This is a genomic window from Mesorhizobium alhagi CCNWXJ12-2 (assembly GCF_000236565.1).
GTDB lineage: Bacteria > Pseudomonadota > Alphaproteobacteria > Rhizobiales > Rhizobiaceae > Allomesorhizobium > Allomesorhizobium alhagi.
The window spans coordinates 70,917-83,555 of the sequence record NZ_AHAM01000140.1 but is presented as its reverse complement, the minus strand read 5'-3'; the positions used below and the strand labels follow the sequence as shown (position 1 = coordinate 83,555).

Here is a 12,639-nt window from a genome sequence, read left to right as displayed (position 1 = left end):
GGAGAATGACGGTTGCGGCTGTGGCGCTAGCGGAAGCAGGAAGGCGCTTGACAAAACAAGCTTGTTATATAACAAGTATGTTATTAACGGACTACGCAAAAATGCTCGATCTCGACTCCGCATTCTCCGCTCTCGCCGATCCGACAAGACGGGCGATCCTCGCGCGCCTGGCGCTTGGCGAGGCAACGGTGATGGAATTGGCGGAGCCGTTCGAGATGACCCAGCCCGCTGTCTCACGCCACCTGAAGGTGCTGGAGGGAGCGGGGCTCATTCTACGCCGCGTGGAGGGCGCGAAACGCCCGTGCCGCCTGGCGCCGCAGGCGATCACCGAAATCGACCGTTGGCTCGACTGGCTGCGGGAAGCGATGGCGCGCAATTACGACCGGCTGGACGGTGTTCTGGCCGAAATTGAAAACGAGGAAGGAAAGGACAGATCATGAGCAAGCTGACGCTGAAGACCGAGGGCGATACCCATGTCATCGTCACAAGGCGCTTTGCGGCCAAACCGGAAACCGTGTTCCGCGCCCATACCGAGCCGAAGCTGATCCAGAAATGGATGCTCGGTCCCGAGGGCTGGACGATGCCTGTCTGCATCAGCGATGCGAAGCCGGGCGGGAAGATCCGCTACGAATGGGCCGAAGGGGACAGACCGGGATTTTATCTCACCGGCGGATATGTTGAAGTCGAGCCGTATAGCCGGATCGTCCACGTCGAGCGCATGCACCTGCCCGACCCGACGCCCGACAACCATGTCGAGACGCGCTTCGAGGCTGACGGCACGGGCACGCTGATGACCATGCGCATGACATTGCCGGACAAGGAGACGCGGACAGCCATGCTGGCGACCGGCATGGACCAGGGCATGGAGGCGAGCTATCAGCGGCTGGAGGAGTTGGCGGAGAAGGGGCAACTGGCGGCATGAGTCCAGGGGCTTGCTCCCATTTCTCGCGCCGGGCATCCTTCCCATCAATCAGGAGGTTCCATGACCCGGCGCGACTTCGATCCTGCGACCGTCACCCCGGACGGTCGCCCACCTGCCAAGGCCAAGCTTTTCGACGCCACCGGCGACGGTCCCTATCGCGGTTCGATCAACGGCGAGGCCTTGGCAACGCAGGTCACGGTGCTCACCTATGGCAACGACGAGCCGGGTACTGGCCCCATGCTGCATATCCATCCTTATGACGAGGTTTTCGTGATCCAGCAGGGCCGCGCGCGGTTCTTCGTCGGCGACAAGATAATCGACGCCGAGGCTGGCGAAACGGTGCTGGGGCCTGCCGGGCTGCCGCACCGGTTCATCGATCTGGGCCCCGGACGGCTCCAGACGCTCGACATTCACCTGTCGCCACGTTGGATTCAGACCAACCTCGAATAGAAAGCCGCGGCGTTTCAGTCGCGCCCAAATCCTCCCGGCGTCGGTGTTGTCACGATCACAGCTTCGCCGGGTTCCAGAACGGTCTGGTCGCAGGCTTTCAGGGTCTGGACGGAACCGTCATTGCGGCGGATTTCGGTCTTGCCGACCTGGCCGTCGCCGCCGCCATCGAGCCCGCGCGGCGGGTGGGAACGGTGCGAGGACAGGATCGCGCATTCCATTTTCTCGAGGAAGCGGATGGTACGGCGCGTGCCGTCGCCGGCGTTCCATCTGCCCGTGCCTCCCGAATTTTCGTGGATGTGGAAATCTTCCAGCAACACGGGAAAGCGCAGCTCGAGGATTTCGGGGTCGGTGAGACGCGAATTGGTCATATGGGTGTGGACGCCCGATGTGCCGTGAAAGCCGCGGCCGTCGTTCATCCGGCCTGCCGGCGAACCTGAGCAGATCGTCTCATAATATTGATATTGCTTGTTACCATAGGTCAGGTTGTTCATCGTGCCCTGCGCGTTTGCGAGGGCGCCCATGGCGCCGAAGATCGCATTGGTGACGTGCTGCGAGGTCTCGACATTGCCCGCGACGACAGCCGCCGGATAGCTCGGCCGCAGCATGCAACCTTCGGGAATGACGATGTTGATCGGCCTCAAGCAACCGGCATTCATCGGAATCATGTCCTCGACCATGACTCGGAAGGCGTAGAGCACGGCTGCGCGAGCGACCGGTTCGGGGGCGTTGAAATTGTTCTTCATCACCGGCGAGGTGCCGGTAAAGTCGACCGTCGCCTCGCGTTTTTGGCGATCGACGGTGATCCTGACCTTGATGACCTGGCCGGTGTCGGTCGGGTACTCGTATTCGGATATGTCGGGCAGGCGCTCCAGCACGCGGCGCACGCTTTCCGCGGCGTTGTCCTGAACATGGCCCATATAGGCCTCGACCACATCTAGCCCGAAATGCGCGACCATCTTGCGGAGTTCGGCGACGCCCTTCTCATTGGCGGCGATCTGCGCCTTGAGGTCGGCGATGTTCTGGTGCGGGTTTCTCGCGGGCCAGGGGTGTTCGGTCAGGAGCGCGTGCAGCGCCTTCTCGCGGAAGCGGCCGCGCTCGACGAGGCGGAAATTGTCGATCAGAACGCCTTCCTCGTCGACCGTGGTGGCGAGCGGCGTCATCGAGCCGGGTGCTGTACCGCCGACATCGGCATGATGGCCGCGGGATGCGGCGTAGAAGAGGATTTCATTGCCGCTGTCGTCGAACACCGGGGTAACGACCGTAATGTCGGGAAGGTGGGTGCCGCCATTGTAGGGGGCGTTCAGCGCGAATACGTCGCCCGGATGGATGTCGCCCTCGTTCAGCCGGATGATGGTTTCGACGGAGCGATCCATCGAGCCGAGATGCACCGGCATGTGCGGGGCATTGGCGACCAGCGCGCCGTTGCGGTCGAAGACGGCGCAGGAGAAATCGAGCCGCTCCTTGATGTTGACGGAATAGGCGGTGTTCTGCAGCGTCACGCCCATCTGCTCGGCGATCGACATGAAAAGGTTGTTGAAGACCTCGAGCATGACCGGATCAGCCTCGGTGCCTAGCGCGGCTAGCCTGCGCTTCTTCTCCACGCGCCGCATCAGCACGTGATCCTTTTGGGTGATCTCCGCCTGCCAGCCCTGCTCGACGACGATGGTCTGGTGGCTCTCGATGATCAGCGCCGGCCCGGAAACCTTGTGGCCGGGTTTCATCCGCTCGCGGCGGAAGATGCCGGCGTCGCGCCAGGCGCCGTCGCTGAACAGTTTTCGGGTTTCGCCCGGGTGCGCCGCATCCGAAGCCAGCGGAAGGTCGCTTTCACCGCGGCCGCGCATGCGCCCGTCCGCGCCTTCGACATCGACCGTCTCGACGATCATCGGCTTGTTTTCATAGACGAAGCCGAACTGCGCCTTGTGCGCGGTCTCAAAGTCGATGCGCGCCTGATCGAGCGAACGCGCCGCAAAGCCGACCGGCAGGGCGGTGTCGGTGCCGTCGTAGCGGATATGCAGGACCGGACGCAGCGCCGCCGCTTCGGCAGGCACGCCCTGGCCGGCCAACTCGCCGCGCACGCCATCGCTCAGGCCATCGATGAGTTCGTCGATTGCCGGAAGGGAATCGTCGGCGAGCGGTTTCAGCAGAGCCTGCTGGCGCGAGGCGAAGACGCCCGAAAGTCCGATGCCATAGGCCGACAGCAGACCGGAGAAGGGGTGGATGAGCACTGCTTCCATGCCGAGCGCGTCGGCGACGAGGCAGGCATGCTGGCCGCCTGCGCCGCCGAAGCAGTTGAGCAGGTATTCGGTGACGTCGTAGCCGCGCTGGACCGAGATCTTCTTGATGGCGTTGGCCATGTTCTCGACCGCGATGGTGACAAAGCCCTCGGCGACCGATTCGGGGCTGCGGCCGTCGCCGATCTCGATGGCAAGCGCTTCGAACTTCTGCTTCACGACGGCCGTGTCCAGCGGCTGGTCCTGCGCCGGGCCGAAGATCGCCGGGAAGAAATCGGGCTGGAGCTTTCCCAGCATCACATTGGCGTCTGTGACAGCGAGCGGACCGCCGCGGCGATAGCAGGCGGGGCCGGGATTGGCGCCGGCGGAGTCCGGGCCGGCGCGGAAGCGGCCCGCCTCGAAATGCAGGACGGAACCGCCGCCGGCCGCAACGGTGTGGATGCGCATCATCGGAGCGCGGATGCGCACGCCGGCAACTTCGGTGTCGAAAGCGCGCTCGTACTCACCATCGTAGTGGGCGACGTCGGTCGAGGTGCCGCCCATGTCGAAACCGATGACCTTTTCGAATCCGGCGAGCTTTGCCGTCTCGACCATGCCGACGACGCCGCCGGCCGGCCCGGACAGGATTGCGTCCTTGCCCTGGAACATGTCTGCGGCGGTGAGGCCGCCGGACGACATCATGAACATCAGGCGGGCTGAGGAGGACGAGGGGGACGCCGCTCCGATCCCCAATTCTCCCGCGACGCGGCTGACATAGCGCGACAGGATCGGCGACAGATACGCATCGACCACCGTGGTGTCGCCGCGGCCGACGAGCTTGACCAGGGGCGAGACCTCGTGACTGACCGAGACCTGGCCGAAGCCGAGCTTGCGGCAAGTCTTTGCGATGGCGCGCTCGTGCTCGGGAAACTTCCAGGCGTGCATAAAAACGATGGCGACGGCGTCGATGCCATCGTCTTTCGCTTGTTCGATCAAGGGCTTGACCGCGGCGATGTCCAACAATTTGTACACAATGCCATCGGCGCCCACGCGCTCGTCGACTTCGATAACTTTTTCATACAGTTGTTCAGGAAGAATGATCTCCTTGGCGAAAATGTCGGGGCGGGCTTGGTAGGCGATCCTGAGCGCGTCGCGGAAGCCTTTGGTGATGAGCAGGAGAACGCGATCGCCTTTGCGCTCCAGTAGGGCGTTCGTGGCGACGGTCGTGCCCATCTTCACGTCGCCGATCAGATGCGAAGGCATCGGCTCGCCAGACTTTACCCCAAGCAGATCGCGAATGCCCTGGATTGCCGCATCGCTGTAGGCTTCGGGATTTTCCGACAGGAGCTTGCGCGGATGCAACGCACCCTCGGGACTGCGGCCGATAATGTCGGTGAAGGTGCCGCCGCGGTCGATCCAGAAGTCCCATTTTTTCATAGCAATCTCTCCCGGCCGGCAACAAATCAAGCGCCGCCATATACTGGCTCGCAGCTCAGGCCGCAACGATGCCACATGTCGTTGCTATTCTATCCTGCGCGTCGCTTTCTGACGGATTGTTACTCGACGACAGCAGACGTGACGCAACCCGATGGCGCCGAATGCATTAAAAGGGCGATCGGGGGTAATCACGAGGAGACTGTAATGAAGAAATTGATCTTGGCTTCTGCTTCCGCGATCGCTCTTTTCGGCATCGCGGCATGCAGCGACACAGCCGACAACACAACGACACAGAGCACGCCGCCTGCCGATACCACGGAGCCGGCAACGCCGCCGCCTGCTGAGGCCACACCACCAGCCGAGCCGGCGCCCGCCCAGTAAGGGCGACCAATCTCGAAAAGGCCGGGTTCGCCCGGCCTTTTTGCTGTATGGCGATCGCCGGTAGAACCCGAAAAACCGAATAGTTCATCCGGACTGCTTATCGCTGCCGAGCAATCAGTGGTCGTCCATCCGTCGCGGCAAATCACTTGGTCCACGCAAACAGAGCCGCGTTTGTAGATCGCAGCCGCGGCGTATTGCGTCTCGCCAATCCGTCAAATCATGGTTTAAGAAGCGGCATGTCGATTTGGGACCGCATTGGCGAATTCGTCGCGCGCGTAACCTCCACCGCCGCGACGGGCGTCGCGGACGTGGTGGAAGCGGTGCGCACCATTTTCGAAGGCGACGCGGAACTGCGCCGGCGCGTCTCCTTCTCGATAGCCATGATCGCGCTTTCGGCGAAAATGGCAAAGGCGGACGGCATCGTCACGCAGGACGAAATCCGCGCCTTCCAGCAAATATTTTCGGTGCCGCCGAAGGAGACGCGCAACGTCGCGAGGCTCTACGACCTGGCGCAGGCCGACGTTGCTGGCTTCGAGGCCTACGCCGAACGCATGGCCGGATTATGCGGGTCGGGCCGGCCGAACTGCGCCATGCTGGAGGATGTGATCGACGGCCTGTTTCACATAGCGAAGGCCGACGGCCTGCTGCACGAGCGCGAGGGGCTGTACCTTCACCGCGTGGCTCAGATATTCAAGATCAGTGAAGAGCACTATCAGAGCATTCTGGCGAGGCATCTCGATCTCGGCGAGGCCGATCCCTATACGGTGCTCGGAATAGAGCGCGGCAAGCCATTCGACGAAGTCCGCAGGCATTATCGCAAGCTCGTCGCCCACAACCACCCCGACAAGCTGATCGCGCGCGGACTTCCGGAGGAGTTCATCGCCATCGCCACCACCCGTATCGCCGCGATCAACGCCGCGTACGAGATGATCGAACGGGGCTTTCGGCATCTATGAGCGGATTTGCGCCCGATCATTCCGGCGCGGAGGTGCGGGTTTCGCCCAATTTCGGACCACGGGCGAACGGGGTACGACCCGATATGATCGTGCTCCACTATACCGGCATGGAGACGGGAGCGGCGGCGGAGGCCAGGCTCTGCGATCCGGCAAGCGAAGTGTCATCGCACTATCTCGTGCATGAGGATGGCCGCATCGTGCAGATGGTGCGCGAAAGCGACCGTGCCTGGCACGCCGGAAAGAGTTCCTGGCGCGGCGTGACCGACATAAACTCGCGGTCGGTCGGCATCGAGATCGTCAATCCGGGGCACGAGTTTGGCTATCGGGAATTCCCGAAGATCCAGATCCTTGCGGTGATCGAGCTTTGCCGCGGCATTGCTCATCGGCATGGCGTGAAGCCCGAGATGATACTCGGCCATTCGGATGTAGCTCCTGGCAGGAAAGTGGATCCCGGCGAAAAATTTCCGTGGCGGCGTCTGGCGCGCCATGGGATCGGCCATTTTGTCGAGCCGGCTCGATTGCGCGGTGGCGCCATATCGAGCCTGGGCGATAGCGGCGCGCCTGTGGAAGAGCTGCAATCGATGCTGGCGCTCTATGGCTACGGCGTGGAAATCACCGGGGTTTTCGACCGCCAGACCGAGATTGCGGTGGCGGCGTTCCAGCGTCATTTCCGGCCAAGGCAGGTCGACGGCATCGCCGATCGCGCGACGGTCGAGACCTTGCGCCGCCTGCTTGCTTCGCTGTCGTCCAGTCTTGTCTGATGGTATGCCAATACAGCCAACGTTACATTCTGTAACATAATGTGATTTCCAGTGCCTTTTTAGCTACCCATTCAGCCGTCAAAGGCATTTCTGTGCAGATGACAAAGCTGTTCCGAAAAACAGCGTCATTGAGGTTTGGGCTGCCGTGTGAAGATCTTTCGCGCGGCTCTACACAGAATTAGGACAACATGAGGAAACTGACCGTTTTAGCGGCAGCATTTGCTGCCGGCCTGACGAGCTTTGCCGCAAATTCAGCGCCGCATCCGGGCCACAGCCTAAGGGGCGAAGGCGCCGACAGCGCTCCGGCAGCGAAAGCGCAGGACAACAGCGTAGCCAAGGATAAGAAGCAGCAGGGAAAGGCCACCGCCAGGACCGAGACGAGGCCGGCCGGGACCAGACAGCCAAAGAAGGCGAATACCGAGCCCGGGACTGTTAAAACGCCACTGTTCATCGTCACGAATGAGGCGGGCGAGAACAAGCCGGCGGCGGAAAAGCAGCCGAAGGGCAGGCACGTTGCCGAAAAGAGCACGCAGAAGAAGCGGGTAGTTGAAAAGGCTGAATCCAAGAAAAAGCGGGTAGCCAAAAAGGCAGAGCCGAAGCGGACGCGGGTCGCGAGCAAGAGCGAGTCAAAAGCAAAGCAGACGGCCGAGAAGAGCACTCCGAAGGCCAAGAAGGCCGCGGAAAAGAGCGCGCCGAAGCTTGACGAGGTGGTGGCCGTAAGGCCTACACCGAGGCCTGAGCAGGTCGCGGAAAAGAGCGCGCCGAAGGCCAAGAAGGTTGCCGAAAGGAAAACTTCCAAGGCCAAAAAAGTCGCGGAGAAAAGCCCGGCGAAGCCCCAGGACGGTGGCGACAGGCTGGTGGCGGTGAAGGAGTCGGTGGCGCTGGATCTGGTCGAAACCGCTTCAATCGGCAGCAAGGGCGCAAAGACGATGAAGGGCGCCGGCGGCCGGTTTGCCGAAATCATTGCGAAATATGCGGCCTCTTACGGTGTGCCGGTGTCGCTGGCACATGCGGTGATCCAGGTCGAGAGCAATTATCGGCCCGATGCCAAGGGCAGCGCCGGCGAGATCGGCCTGATGCAGATCAAGCCGGCCACCGCCCGCATGATGGGCTATGAAGGCAGCACCCAGGGGCTGTTTCATCCGGAAACCAACATCAAGTACGGCATGAAGTACCTGGCGAAGGCGCAGAAAGTGGGCGACGGGACCACCTGCGGTACGATCCTGAAGTATAATGCCGGCCATGCTGCCAAGCGCATGAATCCCGTGTCGTCGGCCTATTGCGTCAAGGTCAAGCGCTTCCTCGGCGTCTGATCGCAAGCAGACGGACAAAAAGCCCGTTCTCCAAATCGGGCTTTTTGTTTGCATTTTGACGCGCGAATGCCTTTATACGCACTGCCAGCCGGCCGGGCGGCCGCACCAGCAAATGCCGAAAGGCTGCGGGTGAGGAAAGTCCGGGCTCCATGGATACACGGTGCCGGATAATGACCGGCGGGGGTGACCCCAGGGAAAGTGCCACAGAAAGCAAACCGCCACGTTCAACGTGGCAAGGGTGAAAGGGTGGGGTAAGAGCCCACCGCGCGACTGGCAACAGGAGCGGCACGGTAAACCCCACCGGGAGCAAGACCGAATAGGGATGGTACGAGGGAAGCCTCAGGGCTGTTTCCGGCCCCGCCATCCGGGTAGGTTGCGTGAGGCGCATGGCGACATGCGCCCAAGACGAATGGCCGCCACGTTTTCGTGCCGTGAGGCGCGAAGGCCATACAGAACCCGGCTTACAGGCCGGCTGGCAGTTTTTCCGGTCAACGTTCGAGATCGGTAATCATCATAGCAACGATCGGACGCAATTCCGGGAGCTTTTCGGTGGCAATCAGCCAAAGCTGCTCAAGATCGATATGATGGTATTCATGGCGAAGAAAATTGCCCAGGCTCCGGATGCGATCCCAGTCCGATGTGGGATAGCGGTCGAGCAAATCATCCGGCAGTGCTTTCACGGCTTCTGAAATAATCTGCAAGGCGCGCTCGACAGTGCGCTTCAATGAATAGCTTGCCGCATAGCTGTCGAAATCGACGCCGGCAAGCGTCAGCGCTACACCATTGATCTCATCGCGAATGTGATAAAGGCGTACGAGCGGATTTTTCGTCGCAGCCATTACAAGATACGAATCGCTTCGCGCTCGACATCATCTCGAATGTATTTCGAGAGGCCTTCCCGGGTGCCATACTGAATATCCGCATCCGGCAGAGCTTCTTTGAGCAAGTCATAGGCGGCCATGAACTCTTCGAATCCAAATTTCTTTCCGGGCGCCTTGTCGATGAACACATCGACGTCGGAGTCGGGGCGCGCCTCATCTCTGGCATAGGAGCCGAAAAGATAAAGCGCCTCGACACCCAGCGGCTTGAGCTTCGGCTCAACCGAGCGAAGCCGATGTATGATCTCTGTGCGGTTCATGGCGGTATTCTAACGCGTTTCACCGAACGCGTCATGTGGCGAGACACTAGGCGCGGCGCTCTCAACGAATCGCAGTTATGCGGATAGCCTGTCCAGCGAGGCCTTGATAGCCAACCAGAGTTCCTCGGCCGGTTCACAGCCTATGGCGAGACGTACGAAGCCCGGGCCGACCGCGTCGCCCCTGCAGGCGCGGCGTTCGGCCGATGTGTGCACCCCTCCGAACGAGGTTGCCGGCTGGATCAATTCGCAGCCAGCGATGAAATCGTCCGCCTGTTCGGCAGACGCCAGCGAAAAGCTGATCAGAAAGCCGAAACGCTGCATCTGGATGCGCGCAAGATTGTGGGAAGGATCGCCCTCCAGTCCGGGGAAGCGCAGCCCGTGAACGGCCGGATGGTCCTTTAACCGGCCTGCGATCAGCTCGGCCGAATTGCACATGCGGTCGAACCGCACCTCCAGCGTCTCCAGTCCGCGATGGACGAGCCAGGCATCGAACGGGCTCGGGATGCTTCCCGAGGTCAAGCGCCAGTCGGTGACCGCAGTGATCATGTCCTCGTTGCGGCTGGCGACATGCCCGAACAGCGCATCGGAATGGCCGTTCGGCGCCTTTGTGTCCGCGGCGACGACGATGTCGGCTCCTAGGTCGAGCGGACGCTGGCCATATGGGGTCATGGTAGTGTTGTCGACGGCGAGGATTCCGCCCGCCGCATGGACGGCCTTGGCTACGGCGGCGATGTCGCAGATATCGAGCACGGGATTGGAAGGGCTCTCGACAAAGACAAGCCTATAACCGGCAAAGCCGCCGTCCAGAAAGGACGCTGTCGGTCTGACATCGACGCCTATGCCAAGCTTTCCAAGGAAGCGTTCAGCTAGACCGCGCGTTGTGTGATAGCCGTCCGACGGCAGGAGGACGCGGTCTCCAGCCTTCAGCAAGCCGAAAAATGTCGAGGCGATTGCCGCCATGCCGGAGGGGAAGGCCACGCAAGGCGCATCTTCCAGATGGGCAAGCACCTTTTCAACCGCATCCCATGTCGGGTTGGAAAAGCGGCCATACTGGTTGTAGCCGGTCGCGTCACCGGGCGAGTGATAAGTCGCCGCCATGGTCAGAGGCAACGGAACCGGATCGCCTAGCGAGTATCCGCTGCGGCGCAGGTGAATGAGGCGCGCGGCGCGCGCTTGAGCGTTGTCGGTCATGTGGTTGTTCTTTCGCGGAGATGCCGGTTGCAAGGCTATGCTGAGGCCGGCCCGCGGACAAGGCGTAAGGGCTGCCCGAGCATCGCTTCTAAACGGTTCGTTAGCCTTAATGGACGATAAAGTTGGGGAAGCTGCCAAAGCCGAGTTTACGGGCCGGCGCAGACGAGTTGTGAAGCCTGTTCCCGTTGACGCCCATATCGCCCCATGATATCCCATTTCGACAATCAAGTCTTTGTTCCGGTTTCGGTGAAAGCGTTCGTCAGACATGCGGTCGGGGCGGCTGCGTGGGGCGATTTTTCAGCCCGTGGAGCGCAGTATATTTTCGCAGAAGGGCCGCGCGACGACAGCGTGGACGCAATAATGAAAAGGGGCGCGGCGGCGGAAGCGGCTGTATCGAGTGATGGACCGGTTTCTGTCAAATGCAGTGAACAGGATCGACGCCAAGGGGCGGGTTTCCGTGCCGGCGCATTTCCGTTCCGTTGTGCAGAAGCGCGGCTATTCGGAGCTCTACGCCCTTCGCGCGCTCGACATTCCGGCCATGGATGTGGGCGGCCTCGACCTGCTCGATCGCTACGAGCAGCGGATCGCGCAGGAGGATCCGTTCCTGCAGACGGCGGACGACATGTCCTTCTTCTGCCATGGCGACGGGACGTTCCTGAAGCTGGACCAGGACGGCCGCATCACGGTGCCGGATTTCATCCGCGAGCACACCGGCATTTCGGCGGAAGTGGCTTTCGTCGGGCGGGGGAATTTCTTCCAGATATGGGAGCCGGGCCGGCTCGCGGCCTATGGCGCCGAAGCGCGCGCGCGGCTTTTGAAGTTGCGGCAGGATTTGGGGGCGAAGGCCTCCGGGAGCACGGAATGAGCGCCGGCCACAGCGGGGACGAATCCGCGGCTGGCGGGCCCCGGCCCGCCATGTTCCGGTGCTCCTGAACGAGGTGCTGGCGGCGCTGGACCCGAAACCCGGCGAGATGATCGTCGACGGCACGTTCGGCGCAGGCGGCTATACCAAAGCGATCCTGGAGGCAGGCGCATCAGTCGTGGGGATCGACCGCGATCCCGACGCGATCGCCGCCGGGCGGGCTATGGAGCAGGCTTCCGATGGACGCCTGACGTTGGTCCGGGCGCCGTTCTCGGATCTCGACGAGCATGCGCAGAATGCGGACGGCGTCGTGCTCGATATCGGCGTTTCCTCCATGCAACTCGACCAGGCCGAACGTGGCTTCTCCTTCCGCAATGACGGCCCGCTCGACATGCGGATGGCGCAGGAGGGCCTGAGCGCGGCCGATGTGGTCAATCGCTTCAAGGCCGGCGATCTCGCTCGCATCTTCGGTTTTCTCGGGGAGGAACGGCATGCGGGCCGCATTGGCCGGATGATCGAGAAGCGCAGGGCGGTCCGGCCGTTCGAGCGCACGCGCGACCTCGCCGAAGCGATCGCCGACCATGTCGGGCGCAATCCCAAGGACAAGATCCATCCGGCGACCCGCGTTTTCCAGGCGCTGCGCATCTTCGTCAATGACGAACTCGGGGAACTTGCGGCGGCACTCTTCGCGGCCGAGCGCGCGCTGAAGCCCGGCGGCCGGCTGGTTGTCGTCACCTTCCATTCGCTGGAAGACCGCATCGTCAAGCGCTTCATCACAGACCGGTCGGGCAAGGCTGCGGGATCACGCCACATGCCCGAGGCGCAGGAGAAGGCGCCGACATTCCGGAAGCTGGGCGGCGCCGTCGCGCCGACCGAAACCGAAATCGAGGCAAACCCGCGTGCCCGTTCCGCCAAGCTGCGGGCGGCCGTGCGGACGCAAGCGCCGTCGCGCGCCGCCGATCTTTCGATCTTCGGCCTGCCGAAGCTTCCCGAAATACGCCAGTCCGGAGAAAGGTAG

General features: G+C 62.1%; 12 protein-coding genes, 1 other RNA gene and 1 pseudogene. 10 read left to right on the top strand and 4 right to left on the bottom strand.

The genetic code is table 11. The annotated features are described in order from the left end of the window. Nucleotides 1–101: 101 nt before the first annotated feature. Genes MAXJ12_RS16735 through MAXJ12_RS16725 form a run of 3 tightly spaced genes read left to right on the top strand, consistent with a single transcriptional unit; the run spans nt 102 to nt 1,372 of the window. The gene (locus MAXJ12_RS16735) at nt 102–440 is read left to right on the top strand and encodes an ArsR/SmtB family transcription factor (RefSeq protein WP_008837110.1); all 339 of its coding nucleotides are present in this window, start codon (nt 102–104) and stop codon (nt 438–440) included. Beyond that, nucleotides 437–922 (top strand): SRPBCC domain-containing protein, encoded by a 486-nt coding sequence (locus MAXJ12_RS16730; RefSeq protein ID WP_008837109.1) that lies wholly within the window; start codon nt 437–439, stop codon nt 920–922. Before MAXJ12_RS16735 ends, MAXJ12_RS16730 begins: the two co-directional genes overlap by 4 nt. Before the next feature lie 60 nt (nt 923–982). Beyond that, nucleotides 983–1,372 carry a cupin domain-containing protein gene (locus MAXJ12_RS16725; RefSeq protein ID WP_008837108.1) on the top strand — a complete coding sequence of 130 codons (390 nt, stop codon included), beginning with the start codon at nt 983–985 and terminating at the stop codon, nt 1,370–1,372. A 14-nt stretch (nt 1,373–1,386) separates the two neighbouring features. Here the strand turns inward: MAXJ12_RS16725 and MAXJ12_RS16720 are convergent, their stop codons facing one another. After that, complete coding sequence (locus MAXJ12_RS16720) at nt 1,387–5,019, bottom strand: hydantoinase B/oxoprolinase family protein (RefSeq protein WP_008837107.1); 3,633 nt, start codon at nt 5,017–5,019, stop codon at nt 1,387–1,389. Nucleotides 5,020–5,223: 204 nt separating this feature from the next. On the opposite strand from MAXJ12_RS16720, the gene MAXJ12_RS38230 reads away from it, so the two are divergent. The 5 genes from MAXJ12_RS38230 to rnpB all read left to right on the top strand — a co-directional run bounded on the left by MAXJ12_RS38230 (nt 5,224) and on the right by rnpB (nt 8,910). Continuing rightward, nucleotides 5,224–5,400 carry a hypothetical protein gene (locus MAXJ12_RS38230; protein ID WP_085983965.1) on the top strand — a complete coding sequence of 59 codons (177 nt, stop codon included), beginning with the start codon at nt 5,224–5,226 and terminating at the stop codon, nt 5,398–5,400. Between the two features lie 236 nt (nt 5,401–5,636). Then, nucleotides 5,637–6,356 (top strand): J domain-containing protein, encoded by a 720-nt coding sequence (locus MAXJ12_RS16715; protein WP_008837105.1) that lies wholly within the window; start codon nt 5,637–5,639, stop codon nt 6,354–6,356. Continuing rightward, nucleotides 6,353–7,117 carry an N-acetylmuramoyl-L-alanine amidase gene (locus tag MAXJ12_RS16710; protein WP_040586532.1) on the top strand — a complete coding sequence of 255 codons (765 nt, stop codon included), beginning with the start codon at nt 6,353–6,355 and terminating at the stop codon, nt 7,115–7,117. The genes MAXJ12_RS16715 and MAXJ12_RS16710 overlap by 4 nt, the downstream gene beginning before the upstream one ends. Nucleotides 7,118–7,305: 188 nt before the next feature. After that, nucleotides 7,306–8,430 (top strand): lytic transglycosylase domain-containing protein, encoded by a 1,125-nt coding sequence (locus MAXJ12_RS39860; protein ID WP_008837103.1) that lies wholly within the window; start codon nt 7,306–7,308, stop codon nt 8,428–8,430. Nucleotides 8,431–8,514: 84 nt separating this feature from the next. Continuing rightward, nucleotides 8,515–8,910, top strand: an RNA gene (rnpB, locus tag MAXJ12_RS34460) — RNase P RNA component class A. 8 nt (nt 8,911–8,918) lie between these two features. Here the strand turns inward: rnpB and MAXJ12_RS16700 are convergent. From MAXJ12_RS16700 to MAXJ12_RS16690, 3 genes are all read right to left on the bottom strand, one after another. Beyond that, nucleotides 8,919–9,269, bottom strand: a complete 351-nt coding sequence (locus MAXJ12_RS16700) for a HepT-like ribonuclease domain-containing protein (protein WP_008837102.1) — start codon at nt 9,267–9,269, stop codon at nt 8,919–8,921. Then, on the bottom strand, nt 9,269–9,568 hold the full coding sequence (locus MAXJ12_RS16695; RefSeq protein ID WP_008837101.1) for a nucleotidyltransferase family protein: 300 nt from the start codon (nt 9,566–9,568) through the stop codon (nt 9,269–9,271). Before MAXJ12_RS16695 ends, MAXJ12_RS16700 begins: the two co-directional genes overlap by 1 nt. 75 nt (nt 9,569–9,643) lie before the next feature. Then, on the bottom strand, nt 9,644–10,759 hold the full coding sequence (locus tag MAXJ12_RS16690; RefSeq protein WP_008837100.1) for a cystathionine gamma-lyase: 1,116 nt from the start codon (nt 10,757–10,759) through the stop codon (nt 9,644–9,646). A 400-nt stretch (nt 10,760–11,159) separates the two neighbouring features. Here MAXJ12_RS16690 and mraZ point away from each other — a divergent pair, with 400 nt between their 5' ends. Then, complete coding sequence (mraZ, locus tag MAXJ12_RS16685; RefSeq protein ID WP_008837099.1) at nt 11,160–11,624, top strand: division/cell wall cluster transcriptional repressor MraZ; 465 nt, start codon at nt 11,160–11,162, stop codon at nt 11,622–11,624. Further along, nucleotides 11,621–12,639 (top strand): annotated as a pseudogene (gene rsmH / locus MAXJ12_RS16680) (16S rRNA (cytosine(1402)-N(4))-methyltransferase RsmH). Before mraZ ends, rsmH begins: the two are co-directional and overlap by 4 nt.

What these genes read in the sequence shown, in the direction of transcription:
- MAXJ12_RS16700 (WP_008837102.1), bottom strand. Translation starts at nt 9,269, where the DNA reads ATGGCTGCGACGAAAAATCCGCTCGTACGCCTTTATCACATTCGCGAT.
- MAXJ12_RS16725 (WP_008837108.1), top strand. Translation starts at nt 983, where the DNA reads ATGACCCGGCGCGACTTCGATCCTGCGACCGTCACCCCGGACGGTCGC.
- MAXJ12_RS16690 (WP_008837100.1), bottom strand. Translation starts at nt 10,759, where the DNA reads ATGACCGACAACGCTCAAGCGCGCGCCGCGCGCCTCATTCACCTGCGC.
- MAXJ12_RS16735 (WP_008837110.1), top strand. Translation starts at nt 102, where the DNA reads ATGCTCGATCTCGACTCCGCATTCTCCGCTCTCGCCGATCCGACAAGA.
- MAXJ12_RS16715 (WP_008837105.1), top strand. Translation starts at nt 5,637, where the DNA reads ATGTCGATTTGGGACCGCATTGGCGAATTCGTCGCGCGCGTAACCTCC.
- MAXJ12_RS39860 (WP_008837103.1), top strand. Translation starts at nt 7,306, where the DNA reads ATGAGGAAACTGACCGTTTTAGCGGCAGCATTTGCTGCCGGCCTGACG.
- MAXJ12_RS16710 (WP_040586532.1), top strand. Translation starts at nt 6,353, where the DNA reads ATGAGCGGATTTGCGCCCGATCATTCCGGCGCGGAGGTGCGGGTTTCG.
- MAXJ12_RS16720 (WP_008837107.1), bottom strand. Translation starts at nt 5,019, where the DNA reads ATGAAAAAATGGGACTTCTGGATCGACCGCGGCGGCACCTTCACCGAC.
- MAXJ12_RS38230 (WP_085983965.1), top strand. Translation starts at nt 5,224, where the DNA reads ATGAAGAAATTGATCTTGGCTTCTGCTTCCGCGATCGCTCTTTTCGGC.
- mraZ (WP_008837099.1), top strand. Translation starts at nt 11,160, where the DNA reads ATGGACCGGTTTCTGTCAAATGCAGTGAACAGGATCGACGCCAAGGGG.
- MAXJ12_RS16695 (WP_008837101.1), bottom strand. Translation starts at nt 9,568, where the DNA reads ATGAACCGCACAGAGATCATACATCGGCTTCGCTCGGTTGAGCCGAAG.
- MAXJ12_RS16730 (WP_008837109.1), top strand. Translation starts at nt 437, where the DNA reads ATGAGCAAGCTGACGCTGAAGACCGAGGGCGATACCCATGTCATCGTC.